The following is a 19,430-nucleotide window of genomic DNA, read 5'->3' as shown; positions in this document are numbered from 1 at the left end:
GATCATCCCCGCCTACGCGGGGAGCACCCGTAGGCGGGTGCGCCGGTCGCGGAGCCCGAGGGATCATCCCCGCCTACGCGGGGAGCACGCTACGAGAGAGAGAGCGGATCATCCCCGCCTACGCGGGGAGCACGATCGACCGCAGTGACGCCGTCACCTGAATCCCGGATCATCCCCGCCTACGCGGGGAGCACGATCGACCGCAGTGACGCCGTCACCTGAATCCCGGATCATCCCCGCCTACGCGGGGAGCACGGGATGGCGAGCTTCGCGCAAGACACAGGGGCAGGATCATCCCCGCCTACGCGGGGAGCACGCACCCGGCATGTCTCGCGGCCACGGCACCGAGGGATCATCCCCGCCTACGCGGGGAGCACGCGAGGAGCCTGCGGGCCTCGGCCTCGGACACGGGATCATCCCCGCCTACGCGGGGAGCACTGGATTGGCCGCCGGACCTGTCGCGTGTGCCGGGGATCATCCCCGCCTACGCGGGGAGCACATCTTCTCCTGAGCCTCAGCCAGCAGGCCCCCAGGATCATCCCCGCCTACGCGGGGAGCACCGTCAGCGGTCAGCTGGGTAAGCGTCTGTGTCAGGATCATCCCCGCCTACGCGGGGAGCACAAGGCGACCGAGGCGCATGGTGCGGTCCGCCCGGGATCATCCCCGCCTACGCGGGGAGCACCGTCAATTTCAATCACGCATTCCCGCATGGAGTGGGATCATCCCCGCCTACGCGGGGAGCACCACAGACCGCAGCCCTACGAGCTGACCACGGACGGATCATCCCCGCCTACGCGGGGAGCACTCAGTGGCCTCCGACGTGACGACGTTTGCCTCAGGATCATCCCCGCCTACGCGGGGAGCACAGTAGGCCTGCGCGCGGGCCATGTAGGCGGCGTGGATCATCCCCGCCTACGCGGGGAGCACGCACCCGGCATGTCTCGCGGCCACGGCACCGAGGGATCATCCCCGCCTACGCGGGGAGCACAACTCGGCCTGATTCGTAAGCTCCTCCGGATCGGGATCATCCCCGCCTACGCGGGGAGCACAGGCGGCGGGGTCCTCGGACAGGTCGCCGACCGGGATCATCCCCGCCTACGCGGGGAGCACGGGGACCTGTGCCAGCCTGGGCAGATCCAGCCGGGATCATCCCCGCCTACGCGGGGAGCACGCCGCCGGATCAAACCCGGTCACCCGCTCGTAGGGATCATCCCCGCCTACGCGGGGAGCACCCCCGCAACGAGAGGACCCCCAACGATGAAGGCGGATCATCCCCGCCTACGCGGGGAGCACGAGCATCTCCTGCCGCGTCGCACGGCCGAGGAAGGATCATCCCCGCCTACGCGGGGAGCACCGCGTGGCGGCCAAATCGGCTAGGAGCTCCCACGGATCATCCCCGCCTACGCGGGGAGCACATTTCTGGTATTACGGTTACGGTCTCGCCGGAGGGATCATCCCCGCCTACGCGGGGAGCACAGCCGCGTCAAAAATCGTTGTAGCGGGCATGGCGGATCATCCCCGCCTACGCGGGGAGCACCCCGGCGACACCCTCAGCGGGATCGCCGCACGCGGATCATCCCCGCCTACGCGGGGAGCACGCACGCATGCGCTACGCGCGGCAGGGATGGCCAGGATCATCCCCGCCTACGCGGGGAGCACCTCATACATGAGGCCACCCTGCGGCCCGAGATGGGATCATCCCCGCCTACGCGGGGAGCACGACGTGACCACATGGCGGCGATAGACGCGATGCGGATCATCCCCGCCTACGCGGGGAGCACTCCCCGTTTGAGACGAGGACGGTGAATGCGCCGGGATCATCCCCGCCTACGCGGGGAGCACATTGAGCGCGTGCGGGGTATGGGGCACGTCGGGGGATCATCCCCGCCTACGCGGGGAGCACGCGCCGGCGATCACGTCGTCTGCGGACGCACGCGGATCATCCCCGCCTACGCGGGGAGCACGCCGCAGATCCCGGCGGCGCAGCTGCTGCAGCAGGATCATCCCCGCCTACGCGGGGAGCACGTGGTTCCGGCAGGCGGCTCGGTGGCCATCTCGGGATCATCCCCGCCTACGCGGGGAGCACGTGTGGATGTGCAGCCGCTGTCGACGTGCCTCAGGATCATCCCCGCCTACGCGGGGAGCACGACCTGGAGACCAAGCAGGCCGCCCCGCACGTGGGATCATCCCCGCCTACGCGGGGAGCACCCAATGATCTCGTTGCCCAGATTCTCAGCGTTAGGATCATCCCCGCCTACGCGGGGAGCACTGCGCGGGGAGTCGTTCCGTGTCGATCGTGAAGGGATCATCCCCGCCTACGCGGGGAGCACGAGGTGGCCGCGAGCGTGGCGGCCCCGGTCGGCGGATCATCCCCGCCTACGCGGGGAGCACCTGTCTGCCGCTAGCTCTGTGACCGCTCGGGGAGGATCATCCCCGCCTACGCGGGGAGCACCGGTGACCGTGCTAGCCGCGTGGGCGTGTCGGCGGATCATCCCCGCCTACGCGGGGAGCACTTGCAGCCAGCCGCGTTGCGCGGCGTCCAGTGCGGATCATCCCCGCCTACGCGGGGAGCACCCGGCCCAGCGGATCGGTGACCGCTCCCGCCCCGGATCATCCCCGCCTACGCGGGGAGCACGAGCTGGCGTCGTCTTCGGGGACGAGCGTACGTGGATCATCCCCGCCTACGCGGGGAGCACGGGTGTGGAGTTGCCGTTGCTGCCTGACGATTGGGATCATCCCCGCCTACGCGGGGAGCACCTGCCTGGCCCGGTCGCTAACCTCCTTGTGCAGGGATCATCCCCGCCTACGCGGGGAGCACGGGCCTAATCTCATGGCGACCACAACGCTCGAAGGATCATCCCCGCCTACGCGGGGAGCACCTGCCAGCGCGGACGAGCGAGTCGTACGAGTAGGGATCATCCCCGCCTACGCGGGGAGCACGTGTGTTCGGCGAGGTTCTGGCCGATGAGGCTCGGATCATCCCCGCCTACGCGGGGAGCACCCCAGGATGGGTGCCGCAGACGGCGTCCCACATGGATCATCCCCGCCTACGCGGGGAGCACCTCAGCAACGTCATCAACGGCCCCGACATCGACGGATCATCCCCGCCTACGCGGGGAGCACACGACTCCGGCGCCGCCGTATGACGTGGGTGACGGATCATCCCCGCCTACGCGGGGAGCACACGGTGTGGCAGTGGGACGGGTCGCAGTGGCGGGGATCATCCCCGCCTACGCGGGGAGCACGCAAGCTTCGCGCAAGACACGGGTGCGTTCCGGGGATCATCCCCGCCTACGCGGGGAGCACTCAGCCAAACGGCCCAACGAGTTCCGGGAATGCGGATCATCCCCGCCTACGCGGGGAGCACCGGATGACCTCGGGGTCGGATGTGCCGGATACCGGATCATCCCCGCCTACGCGGGGAGCACACAGCACGTCGAAAATGTATGAACTTTCACCAAGGATCATCCCCGCCTACGCGGGGAGCACATCGCCCGCATCTACCGGTGGGGCCACGACACAGGATCATCCCCGCCTACGCGGGGAGCACCGTCTGTCCACCCTGGTGCGCCGGGTGACGCTCGGATCATCCCCGCCTACGCGGGGAGCACTCGTGTTGTTCAGCTGACCGGCCGTCGTGTCGGGGATCATCCCCGCCTACGCGGGGAGCACACGGCGAAGGTCAGCGACACGAACGGCAAGGAGGGATCATCCCCGCCTACGCGGGGAGCACCCCACATACGATGTGCCGTTGGTCACCCCTGCAGGATCATCCCCGCCTACGCGGGGAGCACGGAACACGCTTCTGGCGTTGAGTGGATCCGAGAGGATCATCCCCGCCTACGCGGGGAGCACCAGGAGGACGCGCTCGCCGTGCTTGGCGGTGTGGGATCATCCCCGCCTACGCGGGGAGCACCGAACTCTGGATCGCTCATCGCCGACAGGTCGTGGATCATCCCCGCCTACGCGGGGAGCACTGACGCACCGAGCAGACGAAAGCGGCCCCCACCGGATCATCCCCGCCTACGCGGGGAGCACGCAGTCCCGCCACACCAGACGGGCCAGGACGAGGGATCATCCCCGCCTACGCGGGGAGCACGCGGGGAGTCGGCACGGGGCGGATGGTTCATCAGGATCATCCCCGCCTACGCGGGGAGCACGACAAGCCACAGGAGACTGCCATGACCATGCGCGGATCATCCCCGCCTACGCGGGGAGCACGTCTTCGGGTCCCACCACGCCGGTAGCCGCTGCGGATCATCCCCGCCTACGCGGGGAGCACAACACTGCGATCGAGGACACCGCATGCTGCGCCGGATCATCCCCGCCTACGCGGGGAGCACGCCACGGCCGCGAAGGCCGTCACCCTGGCCAACGGATCATCCCCGCCTACGCGGGGAGCACGGAATGCCTAGCCAAGGAGAAACGATGACCATCGGATCATCCCCGCCTACGCGGGGAGCACTCGGGCGTTATGACCTGCTTGCGGCCGAGCAGCGGATCATCCCCGCCTACGCGGGGAGCACGGACTCCTACGACTACGCGCTCCCGTACGGCGGGGATCATCCCCGCCTACGCGGGGAGCACAGTGGCGTCGCCATCGACCCGCGAGATGGACGCGGATCATCCCCGCCTACGCGGGGAGCACCAGTCCCGCCTTGGCAACCCGATCAGCTTCGCGGGATCATCCCCGCCTACGCGGGGAGCACTCGATCCACGCCCCCGTGCCAGCGACAAGGCGGGGATCATCCCCGCCTACGCGGGGAGCACCACACCGTCTCGTCCGGCAGATAGAGGACGCCAGGATCATCCCCGCCTACGCGGGGAGCACCGCTTGTGCCAGTGCTCGGCGTGGATGACGCCGGGATCATCCCCGCCTACGCGGGGAGCACACACCCACAAGGCTGTCGCCGGTGGTGGGGACAGGATCATCCCCGCCTACGCGGGGAGCACCGCGGTGACCCTGGCCTCGGCCTTGGCCCGGTAGGATCATCCCCGCCTACGCGGGGAGCACCTCTGCGACCTCGGATTGCAGGCATTCGGCCCAGGATCATCCCCGCCTACGCGGGGAGCACGTCATCACCATCGACGAGGAGCCCGGATACGTCGGATCATCCCCGCCTACGCGGGGAGCACCCGGGGCGGGATTGTCTGCCCCGGCCCCCACACGGATCATCCCCGCCTACGCGGGGAGCACCACGCCTTGCCTAGCCCTGCCAGGCCGCGAAAGGGATCATCCCCGCCTACGCGGGGAGCACGCCTTCGTCCACGCCCGCGCCCGGAAGGTGTCCGGATCATCCCCGCCTACGCGGGGAGCACTTCGGGATCGGCTCACCGTCTCCACACCATCACGGATCATCCCCGCCTACGCGGGGAGCACGTCGCGTGCCCGCGCAGGACGCCGAGAGCGAGAGGATCATCCCCGCCTACGCGGGGAGCACCTGCGCTCGGTGAGCACTGCGGGAAGCGTCTTCGGATCATCCCCGCCTACGCGGGGAGCACTCCGGATGCCGGGACCGTCCCGTATGCGGTGCAGGATCATCCCCGCCTACGCGGGGAGCACCAGGCGGCGGCCGACGCGCGCACCCCTGACGCGGGATCATCCCCGCCTACGCGGGGAGCACCTGGGGTCCCTCCAAAAGGTCAAGGAGTTCTTGGGATCATCCCCGCCTACGCGGGGAGCACGTACTCGTCGGCCATGTGCTCGTGGATCGCCTCGGATCATCCCCGCCTACGCGGGGAGCACATTGCTCGCAGCCGCAAGCCAGAGGCCAAGCCGGGATCATCCCCGCCTACGCGGGGAGCACAGCGTCTCGGACTGTCCGGCGATCTGGATCGCCGGATCATCCCCGCCTACGCGGGGAGCACGAAAAGCCCGCCACTCGGGCGGGCAACTGTTAAGGATCATCCCCGCCTACGCGGGGAGCACAGCGACTCGTCGACCGACACCTCGCCGATTGCCGGATCATCCCCGCCTACGCGGGGAGCACGATCGACGCGCCGGTCAGGCCCAGTGGTGACGAGGATCATCCCCGCCTACGCGGGGAGCACGATTTCGTGCGGATCGCCTGCGCCTGAGGATTCGGATCATCCCCGCCTACGCGGGGAGCACAAGCGGGCCGAGAAGGCCATCCGCGATCTCGGAGGATCATCCCCGCCTACGCGGGGAGCACGGCACCTCCGTCGAACAGGGACGGAATACCAAGGGATCATCCCCGCCTACGCGGGGAGCACTGGTCGCCGGTGAGCCCCATCTGTGTCGCCGTGGGATCATCCCCGCCTACGCGGGGAGCACGGTTCCGGCTGGATCGGCGGGCGTGGCTTGCCGGGATCATCCCCGCCTACGCGGGGAGCACCCCACCGAATGGCGCTGGTCCTGCACGGTCGAGGGATCATCCCCGCCTACGCGGGGAGCACACTAATTGACTACGGATCATGCGGTCAGCCCTGCTGGTTCTGCTTCACTTCTGATGCTCATGTTCGTCGTCGCCGCATTCGACTGGCGGTACTCCAGTTCGCGCGCACACGGTGCGACGTGACTGCGCTCGTGCTGTTGCGGCGAATAAGCGTGATGCCGTCCATATCAACGGGCTCCCATTCGTTTCGATGTACTCGAAACTCCAGCCGCTGTTCAGACGACGAAGAACTCACCATAATAGCCTTTCCGTCCTTGACAAGCTCACCTATCTGTTCCCAGAGGGCCTCACGGACTCGCTTGCTGATGTGCCCGACGAATACGCCGGGGCTGATCTCAAGCAGCCAGCGCGTGAGTTGGCCCCGTAACCCGACTGGGCAGGCTGTGAGCACGATTACTGTCACCAGTCCACCTCATCGAGATCATCGGGCGAGTAGTTGGCGCCTGCGGCTACCCGACCGACTTTGTCGTCCCAAAGGGTCAAGACGACGGCGTCTTTCTCTTCACCCGTTGTCGGTTCGTCAGGCAGCAGTAGTCGCCGGATGTCATGCGCACACCGGGTCAGAATATGTCCATCGCTTATGGCATCGCGGACTCGGCGACGTGTGTACGACGCGAGATCGTCGATTGGGTCATCTGGCGGAGCAGACGGATCGGCGCTACTCCATGCTCCCTCGAACTCTCCGACGCATCTGAAAGCAATGGGGATAGTGATTTCCGCCTTGTAGAGGTCGGCGATGTCGTAGACAAAGCTCAGTTCGTGGCCCGTATGCACGAAGCCGAGTCCAGGCGAGCAACCAAGAGCGACGATGACAGCGTGCACAACGCCGTACAGGCACGCGTGTGCTGCTGATAGCGCCTGATTGATCGTGTCACTCGCAGCAAAGTCTGTCGGGCTGTATTCACGTCCCGACCACTGGACGCTGTGCTCGCGTGAGGCGTCACGATAGATGGCACGCACTCTGGCTCCCTCACGGCCGCGGAGTTGCTGCATCGTTAGGCTGCTTGTGTCGTCGTCACTTTCAAATCTCATGTCGTACATCGCTCGGGCCACGGCCAGGCGCGTCTGCCTGTTCGATACGAGTTTCGCTTGGGCCTCCACGAGCCTGGATGATCGGGCGAGCGATCGTCCAGATGCGTAGCAACGCACGCCATGCTCACCGACCCAGACCACGGCAGCCCCGCTGTCGGCGAGTAGCACCATGGCTTGATGTGTGAGATTGGTTCCAGGTCCGAGCAGCAGCACTCCCAATGAAGCCGACGGGATGTGTACGATGCCCCGTTCGTCGGTCGCGGTGACTGCATTCGAATCACGGCCGACGACGCAGTGCTCGAGATAGAGGAATGACAACCTGTCTTCCGCGCGGGTAAGCTCCCGTACCCTGCTGGGCCGGACCCCTGGAATTGGCTTTGTCATCGTGGTGCAGGTGAAGCCAGGGTGAGAAGTCCGCAGCCATAGGCTTTAGCTGGCCCGATCCCGTCCACAAGTGTTTTGCAGAGAGCCTCGACGTTGGCCACGACGCCACGTCCATCGAAGGTGGCGATCGTAAGGGTCACCGGACGATGCTGTCGCTGGAAGGTTCGGACTTGCCGATCATGGACGACGACATCCGGGTGGCCGGTCTCGGTGGTGGGTATCTGGAGTCCCATCCGGTTTGCATGCTCAAGTAGCCAGGATCTCTGATATTCAACCGTGACGTGACCAAGCCGACGCTTTCGCCCGTCATCCATAGTGACCACGTGCGTGGGGTTGGCAGTCAACCTGAATGCATAGGCCCGCCCGATCTCAAGGCGTTCCAAGAACGGGTCATAGTCTGCGACCGAAGCCGTGGCACCATCCCAGCCGATGGTTTCACTGAGATCGGCGAGATCGGGTCGCTGGGGACTAACGATGTAGAGACAAACGTTGTCGCCGTCCTCGTCAACTCGCCAAAGAATGCGCCCTCCGCTGCTCGGAGAGGGCTCTTCGCGGGTACATACGCCCATGACCGTGGCGTGCATAGCCTGGGGATTGCCCAATAACCAGCGTGCCTGGCGGCGCATAGGGTTCAGGTCGATGCGCGATAGATACATGCTCACTCCTCAAGCAGGGCAATCGGATCATGTTGGGGCGCTTTGCCAACCGGATTGTCGATCGGCGGCGTGTACTCGTGGACGACATCTCGCCAGCCGTAGTCGCGGTTTCGTGGATCGAACGAGACCGGGACATCATGGACTGTGTCGTGCACAGGATCGCCCGGAAGCGCGTCACGACAAATGGGTAGCCGCACTCCTATTCGGGACTGTTTACGCCTGTACCATGGCGAGGCTAGCCAAGGCTCCGAAACCAACGCATCAAGGAACGAAGTCTCGCGGACGCCGATGACCAATTTCCCATCCGGAGGACAGGCACGGCGTCCCAGGTAGAGCGGGAACGCTGGGTGCGTCAACGTATCCTTCAGTGCTTCGATCAAACTCGAATCACCTTCTAGTGCCGCGAGGAAAGCTGCATCTGCCAAGTAGTGCCGGTGAGTCAGCGGCATGGAGCGGCCCGATCTCCAATCAATTTCGGTCTGGAAATCACGGATCAAAGTTCCCTGTTGATCGGTCCTCACGCCGAATCTCAAAGCCAGCAGGTCTTCAATCGGATCGGTACGCCGTCGTCCATCCGCTGCGGCCAACAGTCCCAGCACGCCACTCTTCGTAGGCTCCTCGCGTGTGCGCCGGTGGTTGAACCGGCTGGAATCGCCCCACGACTGTAACGGGCCCGCGAGTCTCAAGAGCAGCGTGCTCATTGCGCCACCGTTGACAGCCCTGCCACAGTGTCTCGGGCAGAGACGACCAGTCCGTCGAGGTCTGCAAGCTCGATGCCAGCCTCAGTCACCCTTTCGCGGGCTTCGCCGACAGCAAGGGCTTTCCGTAAGACGGGGCTAACGGAAAATGCGATGTCGATCTCCTCAGCCCGGCGTAGGAGTGCTCGAGTGGCGTCAACAACGCGGTTCTCAGACTCGATCGGGTGCTCGAATGCACCCACGAGGTTGACAGGCTGGTCATCGCGGACGATCAGTGCGACGAGGTCCGGCAGCGTCCGGTTGGCGAATGTATTCTGCTTGCCCGTTGGCATCGAGACGATGAACGCGCGAACGAATGCTTCCACTGCGGCTGCAGCAGCCTTCGGTGACCCCAGCACTTTGGCGAGTTGGTCCGCGTTGACTGTGGCGTATCGGTACAACGTGGAGGAGTTGAACTCGACTGTTCCAATCATGCCGGCGCCGGCGTTATCGGCGGGGGCATGATCGTCAACGGCAGTAAAGTAGTCAAATTCGTTGTCAACACCATGGACGCTGATGGCGTGAGCAACCTGAGCGCTGGCATCCACATTGAGATCCGGCGCATCAGCGATCATTCGGCCGAACAGAGCGATGTCGATAGACACGCCGTCTGTCAGGGCTTTCTTAACGTCCTTGGCTGAGATGGAACCATCGAGGTTGGCGATAGCCAGTTCGGCCAACGCGCGCACCTGAGGGTTGCTAACGAACAGCAGGTACCCAGTCTTCGCCTTTTCTGCCGATTCGGTTCCGTCCTTCACCTTGGGGATGGTGACCTTGATCTTTACAGCCTTGAGAACGTTCGTGGCGAGTTCGAGCGAGCGGTCTCGTAGCTCTGGCTTCAACTCGGTTATCACTTCCGCGATGCGTTCGGCGGCGATCAGGGTCCGTTCGCCCAATTCGCTCTCATCAAGGTACTTGCTGAACTCTCGGCGTGTAGCGCGCTTCCATGCTTGGCTAGATACCCTAGCGCGGCGGACTCCGCCGTATATGGCAGTTTTCGGGCTACCTGTGTCATCGCGGTTGATGTTGCTCGGCGGAACGGTTTGGAGAATGTGCAGATCAATGAAGGTGGTCATTCGGAAATCTCCTTTTCGGGACTATTTTCGGTTTGTGGGTCGATTCGGTAAAGGTCACGCGCCCAACGCAATCGGACGTTGTCTGCAGAGGCCGGGCGTTGAAGCCAGTAAAAATCGTCAGCGAGACGCCCGTAGTCAAGGCCGATGCCACCCGCTCGAAACTGCTGGATCAAGCCGCGAGCGTGGTGCAATACCTCGACCAGCGATGTCGCTGTGCCGAGAGCGTGGAAGCGGCGCATCGTCGGAGCCGAGAACGTCTCGGTATCCTCGGGTCGTGATAGCAAGCGGACTGCGCGGCCCAAACCTTGATCCTGGACGTGCATGGGTTTGTCAGCGGATTGCAGATGCACACCGAACAGACAGAGTGCTGCATTTACGGCAAGCTCAGCCGGCGAGGGAGCATCGTTCCGGCCCATCAGCTCGGGCGGAAAATCGCGGAAAATAACATCCCAGGCCGCCGGATCACTCCCGGGACTGCGGCCAACCGCGCGCCGCAGTCGTGCGAGGTCGGCGCGGGCACGCGGATCCTGCGCAAGATAGCGCGACTGAAGCTGGGTCGCACGCCGCCCAACGTACGCTGCGAGCAATTGGCTCGATTCGCCGGGCCGTCGGCGATCCGGAATCGGCGAAGTGACTGTTGTCATGCTGGTTCTCCTTTCGGAACTGCTGGCTGGGGCAGCACCTTCGATACGGCGCTGCGGAACCAGGCAGCTGCTTGCCCGGTGCTTATGACTCGCTCGGTGTTGCTGACGACGGCTGTTCGCCCGACCCACGCTGCCGGGCCTGCCTCGTGCAAGAGTTGGTCACCGAGTTCCAGCACGACTTCCCGCAGAGTCTGCGTCCACTGCGTCAAACCCTGTTCGGTGTCGGAACTGGCGCTGAGGTCCTCGAGCCAGCGTCGGAATGGGGCGTCAATGCGTGCGAAGCCTTGGGCTTGAGCCGTCTCCGACGCTGCCTCGGGACTTCCTCCGGCGGCGCGTTGCAGGTTAGCAGCCAGTTGACCGACGGCGCGCACCGCGTCGTTGGAGCGGTCAGCAGCTGCGTACACGGTTTCCTTGGCGGCGCTGTTGCCTTCGATGGCCAGCAGCACGTTGAAGGCCAGTCGGTCGCTGAACACCTCGTCCCAGGAAGCGGACTGCGGGCCGTACTGGATACCGACAGCCTTGATGCGCGTTCTGCGCTCGGTTGGGAGAGCTTCGGCAAGTGCAAGCTTGGATGACCATCGTATGACTTGGCACGGCTTGAACCTGTCTGGTTTACCAGCTTGCGAGCCCGTAGTAGGCAGTAGTGCTGTCAATCCACGCCACAGTGCCTGTGAGGGATCGAGCGCTCGCGGCATGTACACGGTTTTCTTGAAGTTCTTCGTCTGAGGTTCACTGAAACGCCAGCCGCTCATCAGTTCGTATTCGTCCAGCCATTGGTAGGGAACTGGGTCGCCGTTGCAGATGAGTATCGACGTGACAGTGCCATCCGCCGAGGGAAACAGTCTGATGCGCCGCTGCGGCCAGGTGAGCAGGGCGAGGGGACCGCGCACCACGACCGCAGTTCGGGGTGCCGCTCCGAGTGATGGCTCCTCCCAGATCGGGATGTCAGAGTCGTCGCGTGGTCGATCGAGCACAAGGTTGAGAAGCAGGGTCTCGCGCAGGTTGTCGCCGACAACGGTGAGCCCGCCGAACCAGCCTGCCCAGCCCGTACCAATGGGGTACCCCTTGCCTCCGCTGACGCGTGGATCACCCTTTGCGCCTGTCTTGATCCCAGAACTGTCGTATGCCTGGCAGTGGACGATCCATCTGGTTGCTTCGGCGGGCGACAGGGACTGGTATCCCCTTCGCATGGAGAACAAGCCGCCAGCAGCGGGACAATCGGGCACCAGGAGATCGACCGGACGTGTATCGCCGCTGACCGACTCAAGCCCACCTACCTGGAACCACGGCTGTACCGGGTCGAATAGCTCGAACCGATGACGCCAATGGTCCAAATATGCCTCGATCGGCGAGAGAGGGAGCGTCTCAGCGTTCCACCACTTTGCCCACTGCTCCTCCGGTTCGTCCCACGGCTCGGTATCGAGCGCGCGATAGAGCACAGCGAGCAGTACCCGGAAAACGGCGAAGTCCTGTGAGGGCAGTTCTCCGGCGAGGTCTCTGAACTCGTGGGCGCGGCGAAAAAGATCGCGGATACCCACGGTCTCGGTGTCGCCCCGAACGTTCCTGACGACGATCCACGGATCGTCCACTGCGTTGAAAACTGGGTTAGTCAAGCTTTCTCTCCCTTCTCAATGACCAGACCGAGATGTCGGTCATATCGGAAAACCTGTCCCGCGACCTTTGCCGTCAGGTCAGGGCTGACAACGAGGGCGAGGACGCCCTTCAGCCACGGTGAGTCCTGCCATGTACTGAAGAAGTTGTCCTCGAGCTCTTCGATTATCTGGTCGCCCAGCCGCCCGGATGAGACCCACCCAGGAAGACGCAGGGTGCACCGCGCGATGGCCCGGGCAAGATCGGGTGCAATTTGGGGACCAAGATCGACGTACTCGCTTGCGTGCCTATCAAGCCAGGGCAGAGTCATTGCGCGCCCGTCATTGCCACGCTGGACGAGCACGACCTCGATTGCGTCGTCGGTGTCGCGGACCGCTCGCCTGGCTGTTTGGTCATCCGAGGCATCCGATGCGGAGTCGGACCACCCGAGCAGAGCTCGGGCACCTTTCCTGGGAGATTGGACGCATCCGCTGGATGCGCGCTGGTGCTGTTCGGCCAACCGGGTAGAACGGTCCAGTTCGGCAGCTTGCCACGATTCCTCCCACCCGGATGGGCAAGAGAGTTCGGGATCGTAGGCATCACGCACAAGTAACGCCACATCGTCAGGGCTGGTCAGCGTGCCGCCAGGCCCGATGCGGTTGGCAAGCACCGCAAGCGTGCGAAACAGGAGGGCATTTCCATATACCCGAGAAGAGCCGGTGACGAAGGTGGGAACCGAGTCAGCTGTGCTTAGGCCCGTCACGATCAGTTCCGGCTCAGCCATTCCAGCGGGTCGGTCGGATGAAGGACGATCGTGCCGGTGAAGGCGCCCCAAGCGCTGAATTAGCGAATCGATGGGAGCCAGATCGCTAATCATGAGATCAAAATCGAGATCCAGCGATTGCTCGATCACCTGGGTCGCGACGACAACGAGGCGTTGGGGCCGTTGTTCCCCGGTGGTGAGTGGGCCGAGCTTCTTGCGCAAGGCAGTTTCGAGCGCGAGCCGATCTTCCGTCATAAACCGCGAGTGAAGCAGCACCACGTCGTCGCCTAGTGCCTCACGAAGACGTAGGTAGGTCTGCTGAGCACGGTCGACGGTGTTGTGGATGATCGCGACGCAGCCGCCCGAAGTCGTGCGCTTAATCGCTAGGTCGGCAAGTCCAGCGGGGTCCTCGTCAAAGAGTTCGACTCGGGCAGCGATGGAGCGGCTGGAGCGCTCGGGAGTGATCGATGCGGTGTCGGTGGTTGTGATGATCGGGTATTGGGTGGCCGTCTCGGCAACGGACGCTGTTTGGTTGCGCGTTTCAAGGGCATCACCGCGGCCGCACTGGTAAGCGTTAAGCATGGCCGCACGACGGTGGGGCGGTAGCGTTGCTGACAACGCGATCACCGGCACATTGAGTGCTCCGAGCCACTCGAGGGCACGATCGAGGTAGATCTGCATGTACTCGTCTGCAGCATGGACCTCGTCGAGAATCACTACCTTGCCGCTGAGGCCTAGGTATCTCAGCATCAGGTGGCGTGAGACGAGCGCTGCGAAGAGCACCTGATCGATCGTGCCGACGACAAAGTCGGCTAGTACCGACTTTTTCCGGCCTGACTGCCACCAATGCGCCCGCAGAGCTGGCTGACTGGGAAGCGAGTCGTCGTATACATCCCGGGTGTTGGGGAAGCGAAGGTGCGTGTAGTCCTCGTTGAACTCCGCTTTTCCGTGGCTGAGCGCGACCGACGCGGACTCCTCGGGCGGAACCGTTCGCCTCAGCCAAGCCAAGGTACGCGCGAACAAAGCGTCGCTTGTGGCCTGAGTGGGCAAGGCGATCATCAGCCCACCGCAACCGAATCGTTGGGCAAGGACCTCAGCTGCGGCCAGCGCAGCCTCGGTCTTACCCTCACCTGTCGGCGCTTCGAGGATGAAGAATCCGGGGGTTGTTGCCTTGCGCGCGACATCGAGCATCGCTCGCTGGATGGGTCGGGGGAGAGCTTTCGGCGGCAGATTGAATCGGGCCGCCCACACTTTGTCGGCGTCAGGGGCGTTGGGCCGCCAAGGTTGCGGGAGGTCGAGCTCGTGCAGAGCGCGAAGGGCGCGTTCGGAGGAGTTCTGCAGGTGATGGCCCGTGAACGCGCTGGTGCCTTGGTAGGGGAAAAGGTCGACGTTGGATGCGATCCAGTCGCACTGGATCACAAAGCCGGTTAGAACGAGTTGGCTAGGCTGGTCAAGACCAGTGCTTACGATTTCGTGGAGTTCCTTGTCACTGAGTCGGGCTGTGAGTTGTGCCTTCTCGAGGAGGGATTCCCGCGCCGCATACCATTGCTTGTTTCCGAAACCTCTGCTTGCTACTGTGAGCGCCTGCACCCCTTCCGGTGCGGGGAATACTCCGTGGTGCCCGCCGAGCACAATCGCGATCGACGAGATTATGGGCAGCCGGGCATCAGGGAACTTCTTCTTGAGCCATGACGTGAGATGAATGTGGGACACGAGGGAATGGGGTAGTCGTCTGCGTTCCAACTCGCTGAGGGTCGGAGTGAAGATATACCCCGCCGCTTCCATGCGGTCGCGCTGTGACGGCAGTTGGCCTGCAAACGCGGGTGATGCTTTTCCGATGTCGTGCGCAGAAGCAAGGAACACCGCTAGTTTCTGTGCTAGTTCGGCAGAATCGCCGAGGGCCCGTTCGACGATTCCACGTGTGGCGGGAGCCAAACCCTCGTCCCAGAGGATGCGGGCTACAGCAGCTGCATCGGCGCAGTGTTGCGGCAACGGCATGTAGCTGCCGCTTTGCCGATCGTGCTTGGCCCAAACTGCGAAAACTGTCGGAGGGACCAGATAGAACGGGTCAGTGGCGTTCTCTACTTTAGGCGCCTCGCGACAAGTGATGTCCTTCACATCGGATACCTCCTGAAAGAGAGGCTAGTGCTCCGGTAGCGTTGCCGTCAATCCCCCTCTCTCACCCCCATACCTCCACTCTCACCCCCTCACAACCAAGTTCTAAAGTTGTTCGACAGCGCCCTCCGACCGACAGAGGGAGCGTCCCCCAAGGGGAGTGAAGATGCGGCCCATTACGCCCCGCATAGCGGGGAACACTCTCCGTGTGAGGTTCGTTTGCACTCCCACCCACTGACCACCAACGGATCATCCCCGCACTGCGGGGAGCAGCGACCGATTCCGGCCTGTGCTCCCAGCTTGCCATGTTCCCACGAAGTCTTGTCGGAGCTTTACTGCCTCGTGCCGCGCGGGGCGCTGCCGAAGCAGCTGCCAGTCCTGCAATTCCGTGCGCAAGTCGCGACGCCCGCGGGACACTACAAAGCGGGCCGCCCACCCCATGGCAGACGGCCCGCAAGCTCCAAACTGGCGCTCTACTCAGAGGCGGCACTCGGATGGGTCATGTCGACGGGCACGACCCACTTGTCGAACTCCTCGGCGGTCAGGAAGCCCGTCTCCAGCGCCGACTCCCGCAGGGTCAGCCCCTTGTGGTGGGCGTTCTTCGCGATCGTGGAGGCCTTGTCGTAGCCGATGTGGCGGTTGAGGGCGGTCACCTGCATGAGGTTCGCGTCCAGGTTGGCCTTGATCTTCACAGGGTTCGGCTCGATGCCGACGGCGCAGTGGTCGTTGAACGACACGCAGGCGTCCCCGAGCAACTGGATCGACTCCAGGCAGCACCAGGCCATGACGGGCTTGAACACGTTGAGCTGGAAGTTGCCCTGGCTGCCGGCGAAGCCGACGGTGGCGTCGTTGCCGAACACCTTGGTGGCCACCATGGTCGTGGCCTCGCACTGGGTCGGGTTCACCTTGCCCGGCATGATCGAGCTGCCCGGCTCGTTCTCGGGGATGAGCAGTTCGCCGATGCCGTTGCGGGGGCCGGACGCGTACCAGCGCACGTCGTTGGCGATCTTCATCAGCGCGTCGGCCAGCACGCGCAGTTCGCCCGACACCTGCACCAGCGCGTCGTGGGCCGACAGGGCCGCGAAGAGGTTGGGTGCCTGGACGAACTCGATGCCGGTCTGCTCCGAGATCTTCTTCGCGGTCAGCTTGCCGAACTCCGGGTGGGCGTTGAGGCCCGTGCCCACGGCGGTGCCGCCGATGGCGAGCTCACGCGCCCGCGAGTCGGCGTACCGGATGCCCTCGAGCGCGAAGTCGATCTGGGCGACCCAGCCGCTGATGACCTGGCCGAGGGTCACCGGGGTGGCGTCCTGCAGGTGGGTGCGGCCGACCATCACGACGTCCTTGTAGGCCTCCGCCTTGGCGGCCAGAGTGTCGCGCAGCTTGGTCACGTCGGGGTACAGCTTCTCGTTGATCTGCGTGACCACGGCGATGTGCATGGCCGTCGGGAACGTGTCGTTGGAGCTCTGGCCGCGGTTGACGTGGTCGTTGGGGTGCACGGGCGTCTTCGACCCGAGCTCGCCTCCAGCGATCTCGATGGCGCGGTTGCTGATGACCTCGTTGCTGTTCATGTTCGACTGGGTGCCCGAGCCCGTCTGGAAGACGACCAGCGGGAACTCGGCGTCGAGCTTGCCCTCGATGACCTCGTCGGCCGCCTGGACAATGAGGTCGGCGATGTCGTGGGGCAGCTCACCCAGGTCGGCATTGGCCTGGGCGGCAGACTTCTTGAGCACACCGAGAGCCTTGATCATCGGACGGCCCCAGACGAAGGTCGGACGGCCGATGTCGAAGTTCTGCACGCTGCGCTGAGTCTGTGCGCCCCAGTAGTGATCGGAGGGCACCTCGATGGTGCCCATGGAATCCTTCTCTATGCGGCTGGACATGGCCCAATGCTATCGAGACGCCTCCTGGTTCGACGCGGGGGTGGGGGTGGTGCGAGGGCTCCCTTCGACAGGCTCAGGGGCCGGTCTGGTGGTGCTTGAGGTTGTCGAAGGGAGTGTGGGGGCTTGTGGAGGTCCCTTCGACAGGCTCAGGGACCGGTTAGGTGGGTTCTGGGAGCGGTGGACAGGCTCAGAGAGCGGTTGGGTGGGCTCGGGGAGCGTCTGCAGCCGACGCGTCCGCAAGGCTCGATCCACTTCGCCTGGTCACGTAGAGTTGGGCCGGTCGTGTTCCAGCGCAGATCCGGGGAGGCAACCCCGGGCAGGGGATCGTGCACTGAAGGAGACGGATGCCGGCCACCACATCCACCCACCCCGGCCGATCACGCGGGCGCCGCCCGGTCGTGATCGCGTCGATCATCGCGGGCAGCCTCATCGTCCTGCTGGGAATCGCCTATGTCGTCGCCCACGTCCTCGCGCAGAGCGCGGCCCCGCGCAACGCCAGTGTGAACGGCGTGGCCATCGGCGGCCTGACGAGCGACGAAGCCGTCAGCAAGCTCACAGCCGAGTTGGGCCCGGCCGACTCCGCAGCCTTCACTCTCACCGGCCAGGACGGCCAGAGCGCGACCATCGTCCCGGCCGATGCCGGGCTGACCGTCGACTACCGGGCAACGGTGCGCCACGCCGGCGTCGGTGCCGGCTGGGACCCCCGCGACCTCATTCACGTGCTGACCGGCGGCGGCGAGACCTCGCCGGTGGTCACCGTCGAACAAGACGAGCTCTCCTCGGCGCTCGCCGGCGTCGCGGACGCCTTCGTCCGCGAGCCCGTGGACGCCGGGCTCTCGCTCGCCGGCACCGAGGTCGTCCGCACCCCTGCCGTGCCCGGGACCGCCCTCGACGACGATGCCACCGCGCAGACGGTGGAGGATGCCTGGCGGGCCGCCGTGGATCGTCCGGTGACCGACCCGCGCGAGCCCTTCAGTGTCGGGGCGGAGCTGGCGACGGCTACGCCGCGGATCACCGACGAGGTCGCCGACGAAGTGGCAGCGGATCTCGCAACGACGCTCAGGCCGATCACGGTGACGACCCCGCACGGCCAGGTGACCGTCACGGCGGAGCAGCTGGCGTCCGTCACCGATGTCACGGCGACCGACGGCGCGCTGAGCGCCACCGTCGACCTCGGGAAGCTCTACGACACCGACACCGTCATCACCGACGAGCTCACCGTCGTCGAGCCGCAGGACGCGTCCGTCGAACTCCGCGACGGCGTGCCCACGGTGGTGCCGGCGGTGGACGGCCAGTCGGTGACCAGGGAGGCGTTCGTCCAGGGCCTCGAAGGCGTGTCGGACGATCCCGAGCCGCGCGAGGTCGCGCTCGAAGTGACCGGCGTGCCCGCCGGATTCACGACCCAGGACGCCGAGAACCTCGGCATCCGCGAGGTGGTGGGGGAGTTCACGACCTACTTCCCGGCCTCGCAGTACCGCAACACCAACCTCGGGCTGGCAGCCGCAGGCATCATGAACACCCTCGTGAAACCCGGCGAGACGTTCAGCCTCGCGGAGGCCACAGGCCCGCGCGACGCGTCCACCGGCTATGTCGACGGCGCGGTGCTGGTGGGCGACCACCTGGAGTACGTGGTGGGTGGCGGGGTCTCCCAGGTAGCGACGACGACCTACAACGCGGCGTTCTTCGCGGGCATGACCGACATCGAGCATCACCCGCACACGCAGTACTTCAGCCGCTACCCCGCGGGACGCGAGGCCACCGTCTACGAGGGCGTCCTCGACCTGCAGTTCCGCAACGACACGCCCTACGGCGTCCTCATGGAGGCGTGGATCACACCGTCCATACCCGGTGAGGGCTCGATCACCGTCCGCGTGTGGTCGACCCAGTACTACGACTCGGTGACGGCGACCACGCCCGAGACGTGGAACTACGTCAACGGCACCACCAAGACCTCCGACAGTGCCGAATGCGTCCCCCAGAGCGCCGCGCCGGGCTTCGACGTCAGTTACCAGCGAATTCTGGTGCTGGGAGGGCAACAAAGCACCGAGGACTACTTCTGGCGCTACTCGCCGATCGACCAGATCACGTGTACGGCATCCTGAAGTGCGCTTCAGAGTTGTTCCAACGGGCGACCACT

Annotated in this window: 10 protein-coding genes and 1 CRISPR repeat array (1 of these 11 only partly in view); of the genes, 1 reads left to right on the top strand and 9 read right to left on the bottom strand. The window is 64.9% G+C overall.

Annotated elements, in window-relative coordinates:
* A CRISPR array of direct repeats spans positions 1-6,417; the repeat unit is 28 nt; unit sequence GGATCATCCCCGCCTACGCGGGGAGCAC; it reaches 2,925 nt to the left of the window's first position.
* A gap of 57 nt (positions 6,418-6,474) precedes the next feature.
* The 9 genes from cas2e to fumC all read right to left on the bottom strand — a co-directional run bounded on the left by cas2e (position 6,475) and on the right by fumC (position 17,293).
* On the bottom strand, positions 6,475-6,819 hold the full coding sequence (gene cas2e / locus FB473_RS11600) for a type I-E CRISPR-associated endoribonuclease Cas2e (protein WP_167167786.1): 345 nt from the start codon (positions 6,817-6,819) through the stop codon (positions 6,475-6,477).
* Complete coding sequence (gene cas1e / locus FB473_RS11595; RefSeq protein ID WP_376837242.1) at positions 6,816-7,766, bottom strand: type I-E CRISPR-associated endonuclease Cas1e; 951 nt, start codon at positions 7,764-7,766, stop codon at positions 6,816-6,818. The genes cas2e and cas1e overlap by 4 nt, the downstream gene beginning before the upstream one ends.
* A gap of 62 nt (positions 7,767-7,828) precedes the next feature.
* Positions 7,829-8,488: a type I-E CRISPR-associated protein Cas6/Cse3/CasE gene (gene cas6e, locus FB473_RS11590; RefSeq protein WP_167167780.1), complete on the bottom strand. Its 660-nt coding sequence runs from the start codon at positions 8,486-8,488 to the stop codon at positions 7,829-7,831.
* Between the two features lie 2 nt (positions 8,489-8,490).
* Positions 8,491-9,189, bottom strand: coding sequence for a type I-E CRISPR-associated protein Cas5/CasD (gene cas5e, locus FB473_RS11585; protein WP_167167777.1), 699 nt, complete (start codon positions 9,187-9,189; stop codon positions 8,491-8,493).
* Complete coding sequence (gene cas7e / locus FB473_RS11580; RefSeq protein WP_167167774.1) at positions 9,186-10,301, bottom strand: type I-E CRISPR-associated protein Cas7/Cse4/CasC; 1,116 nt, start codon at positions 10,299-10,301, stop codon at positions 9,186-9,188. Before cas7e ends, cas5e begins: the two co-directional genes overlap by 4 nt.
* The gene (casB, locus tag FB473_RS11575; RefSeq protein WP_167167771.1) at positions 10,298-10,945 is read right to left on the bottom strand and encodes a type I-E CRISPR-associated protein Cse2/CasB; all 648 of its coding nucleotides are present in this window, start codon (positions 10,943-10,945) and stop codon (positions 10,298-10,300) included. The genes cas7e and casB overlap by 4 nt, the downstream gene beginning before the upstream one ends.
* Positions 10,942-12,558, bottom strand: coding sequence for a type I-E CRISPR-associated protein Cse1/CasA (casA, locus tag FB473_RS11570; RefSeq protein ID WP_167167768.1), 1,617 nt, complete (start codon positions 12,556-12,558; stop codon positions 10,942-10,944). The genes casB and casA overlap by 4 nt, the downstream gene beginning before the upstream one ends.
* Entirely contained in the window at positions 12,555-15,416 is a 2,862-nt protein-coding gene (cas3, locus tag FB473_RS11565) for a CRISPR-associated helicase Cas3' (RefSeq protein ID WP_167167765.1), read from the bottom strand. The genes casA and cas3 overlap by 4 nt, the downstream gene beginning before the upstream one ends.
* A gap of 470 nt (positions 15,417-15,886) precedes the next feature.
* A complete protein-coding gene (gene fumC / locus FB473_RS11560; RefSeq protein ID WP_167167762.1) occupies positions 15,887-17,293 on the bottom strand; it encodes a class II fumarate hydratase in 1,407 nt (468 codons plus the stop codon).
* Positions 17,294-17,637: 344 nt separating this feature from the next.
* Between fumC and FB473_RS11555 the strand changes: the two genes are divergently transcribed.
* Positions 17,638-19,395 (top strand): VanW family protein, encoded by a 1,758-nt coding sequence (locus FB473_RS11555; protein ID WP_167167761.1) that lies wholly within the window; start codon positions 17,638-17,640, stop codon positions 19,393-19,395.
* Positions 19,396-19,430 lie beyond the last annotated feature (35 nt).

Source organism: Brooklawnia cerclae, assembly GCF_011758645.1.
Classification (GTDB): Bacteria; Actinomycetota; Actinomycetes; order Propionibacteriales; family Propionibacteriaceae; genus Brooklawnia; species Brooklawnia cerclae.
Note: the sequence above shows the minus strand (reverse complement) of the source record. Positions and strands in the feature narration are given on the sequence as shown.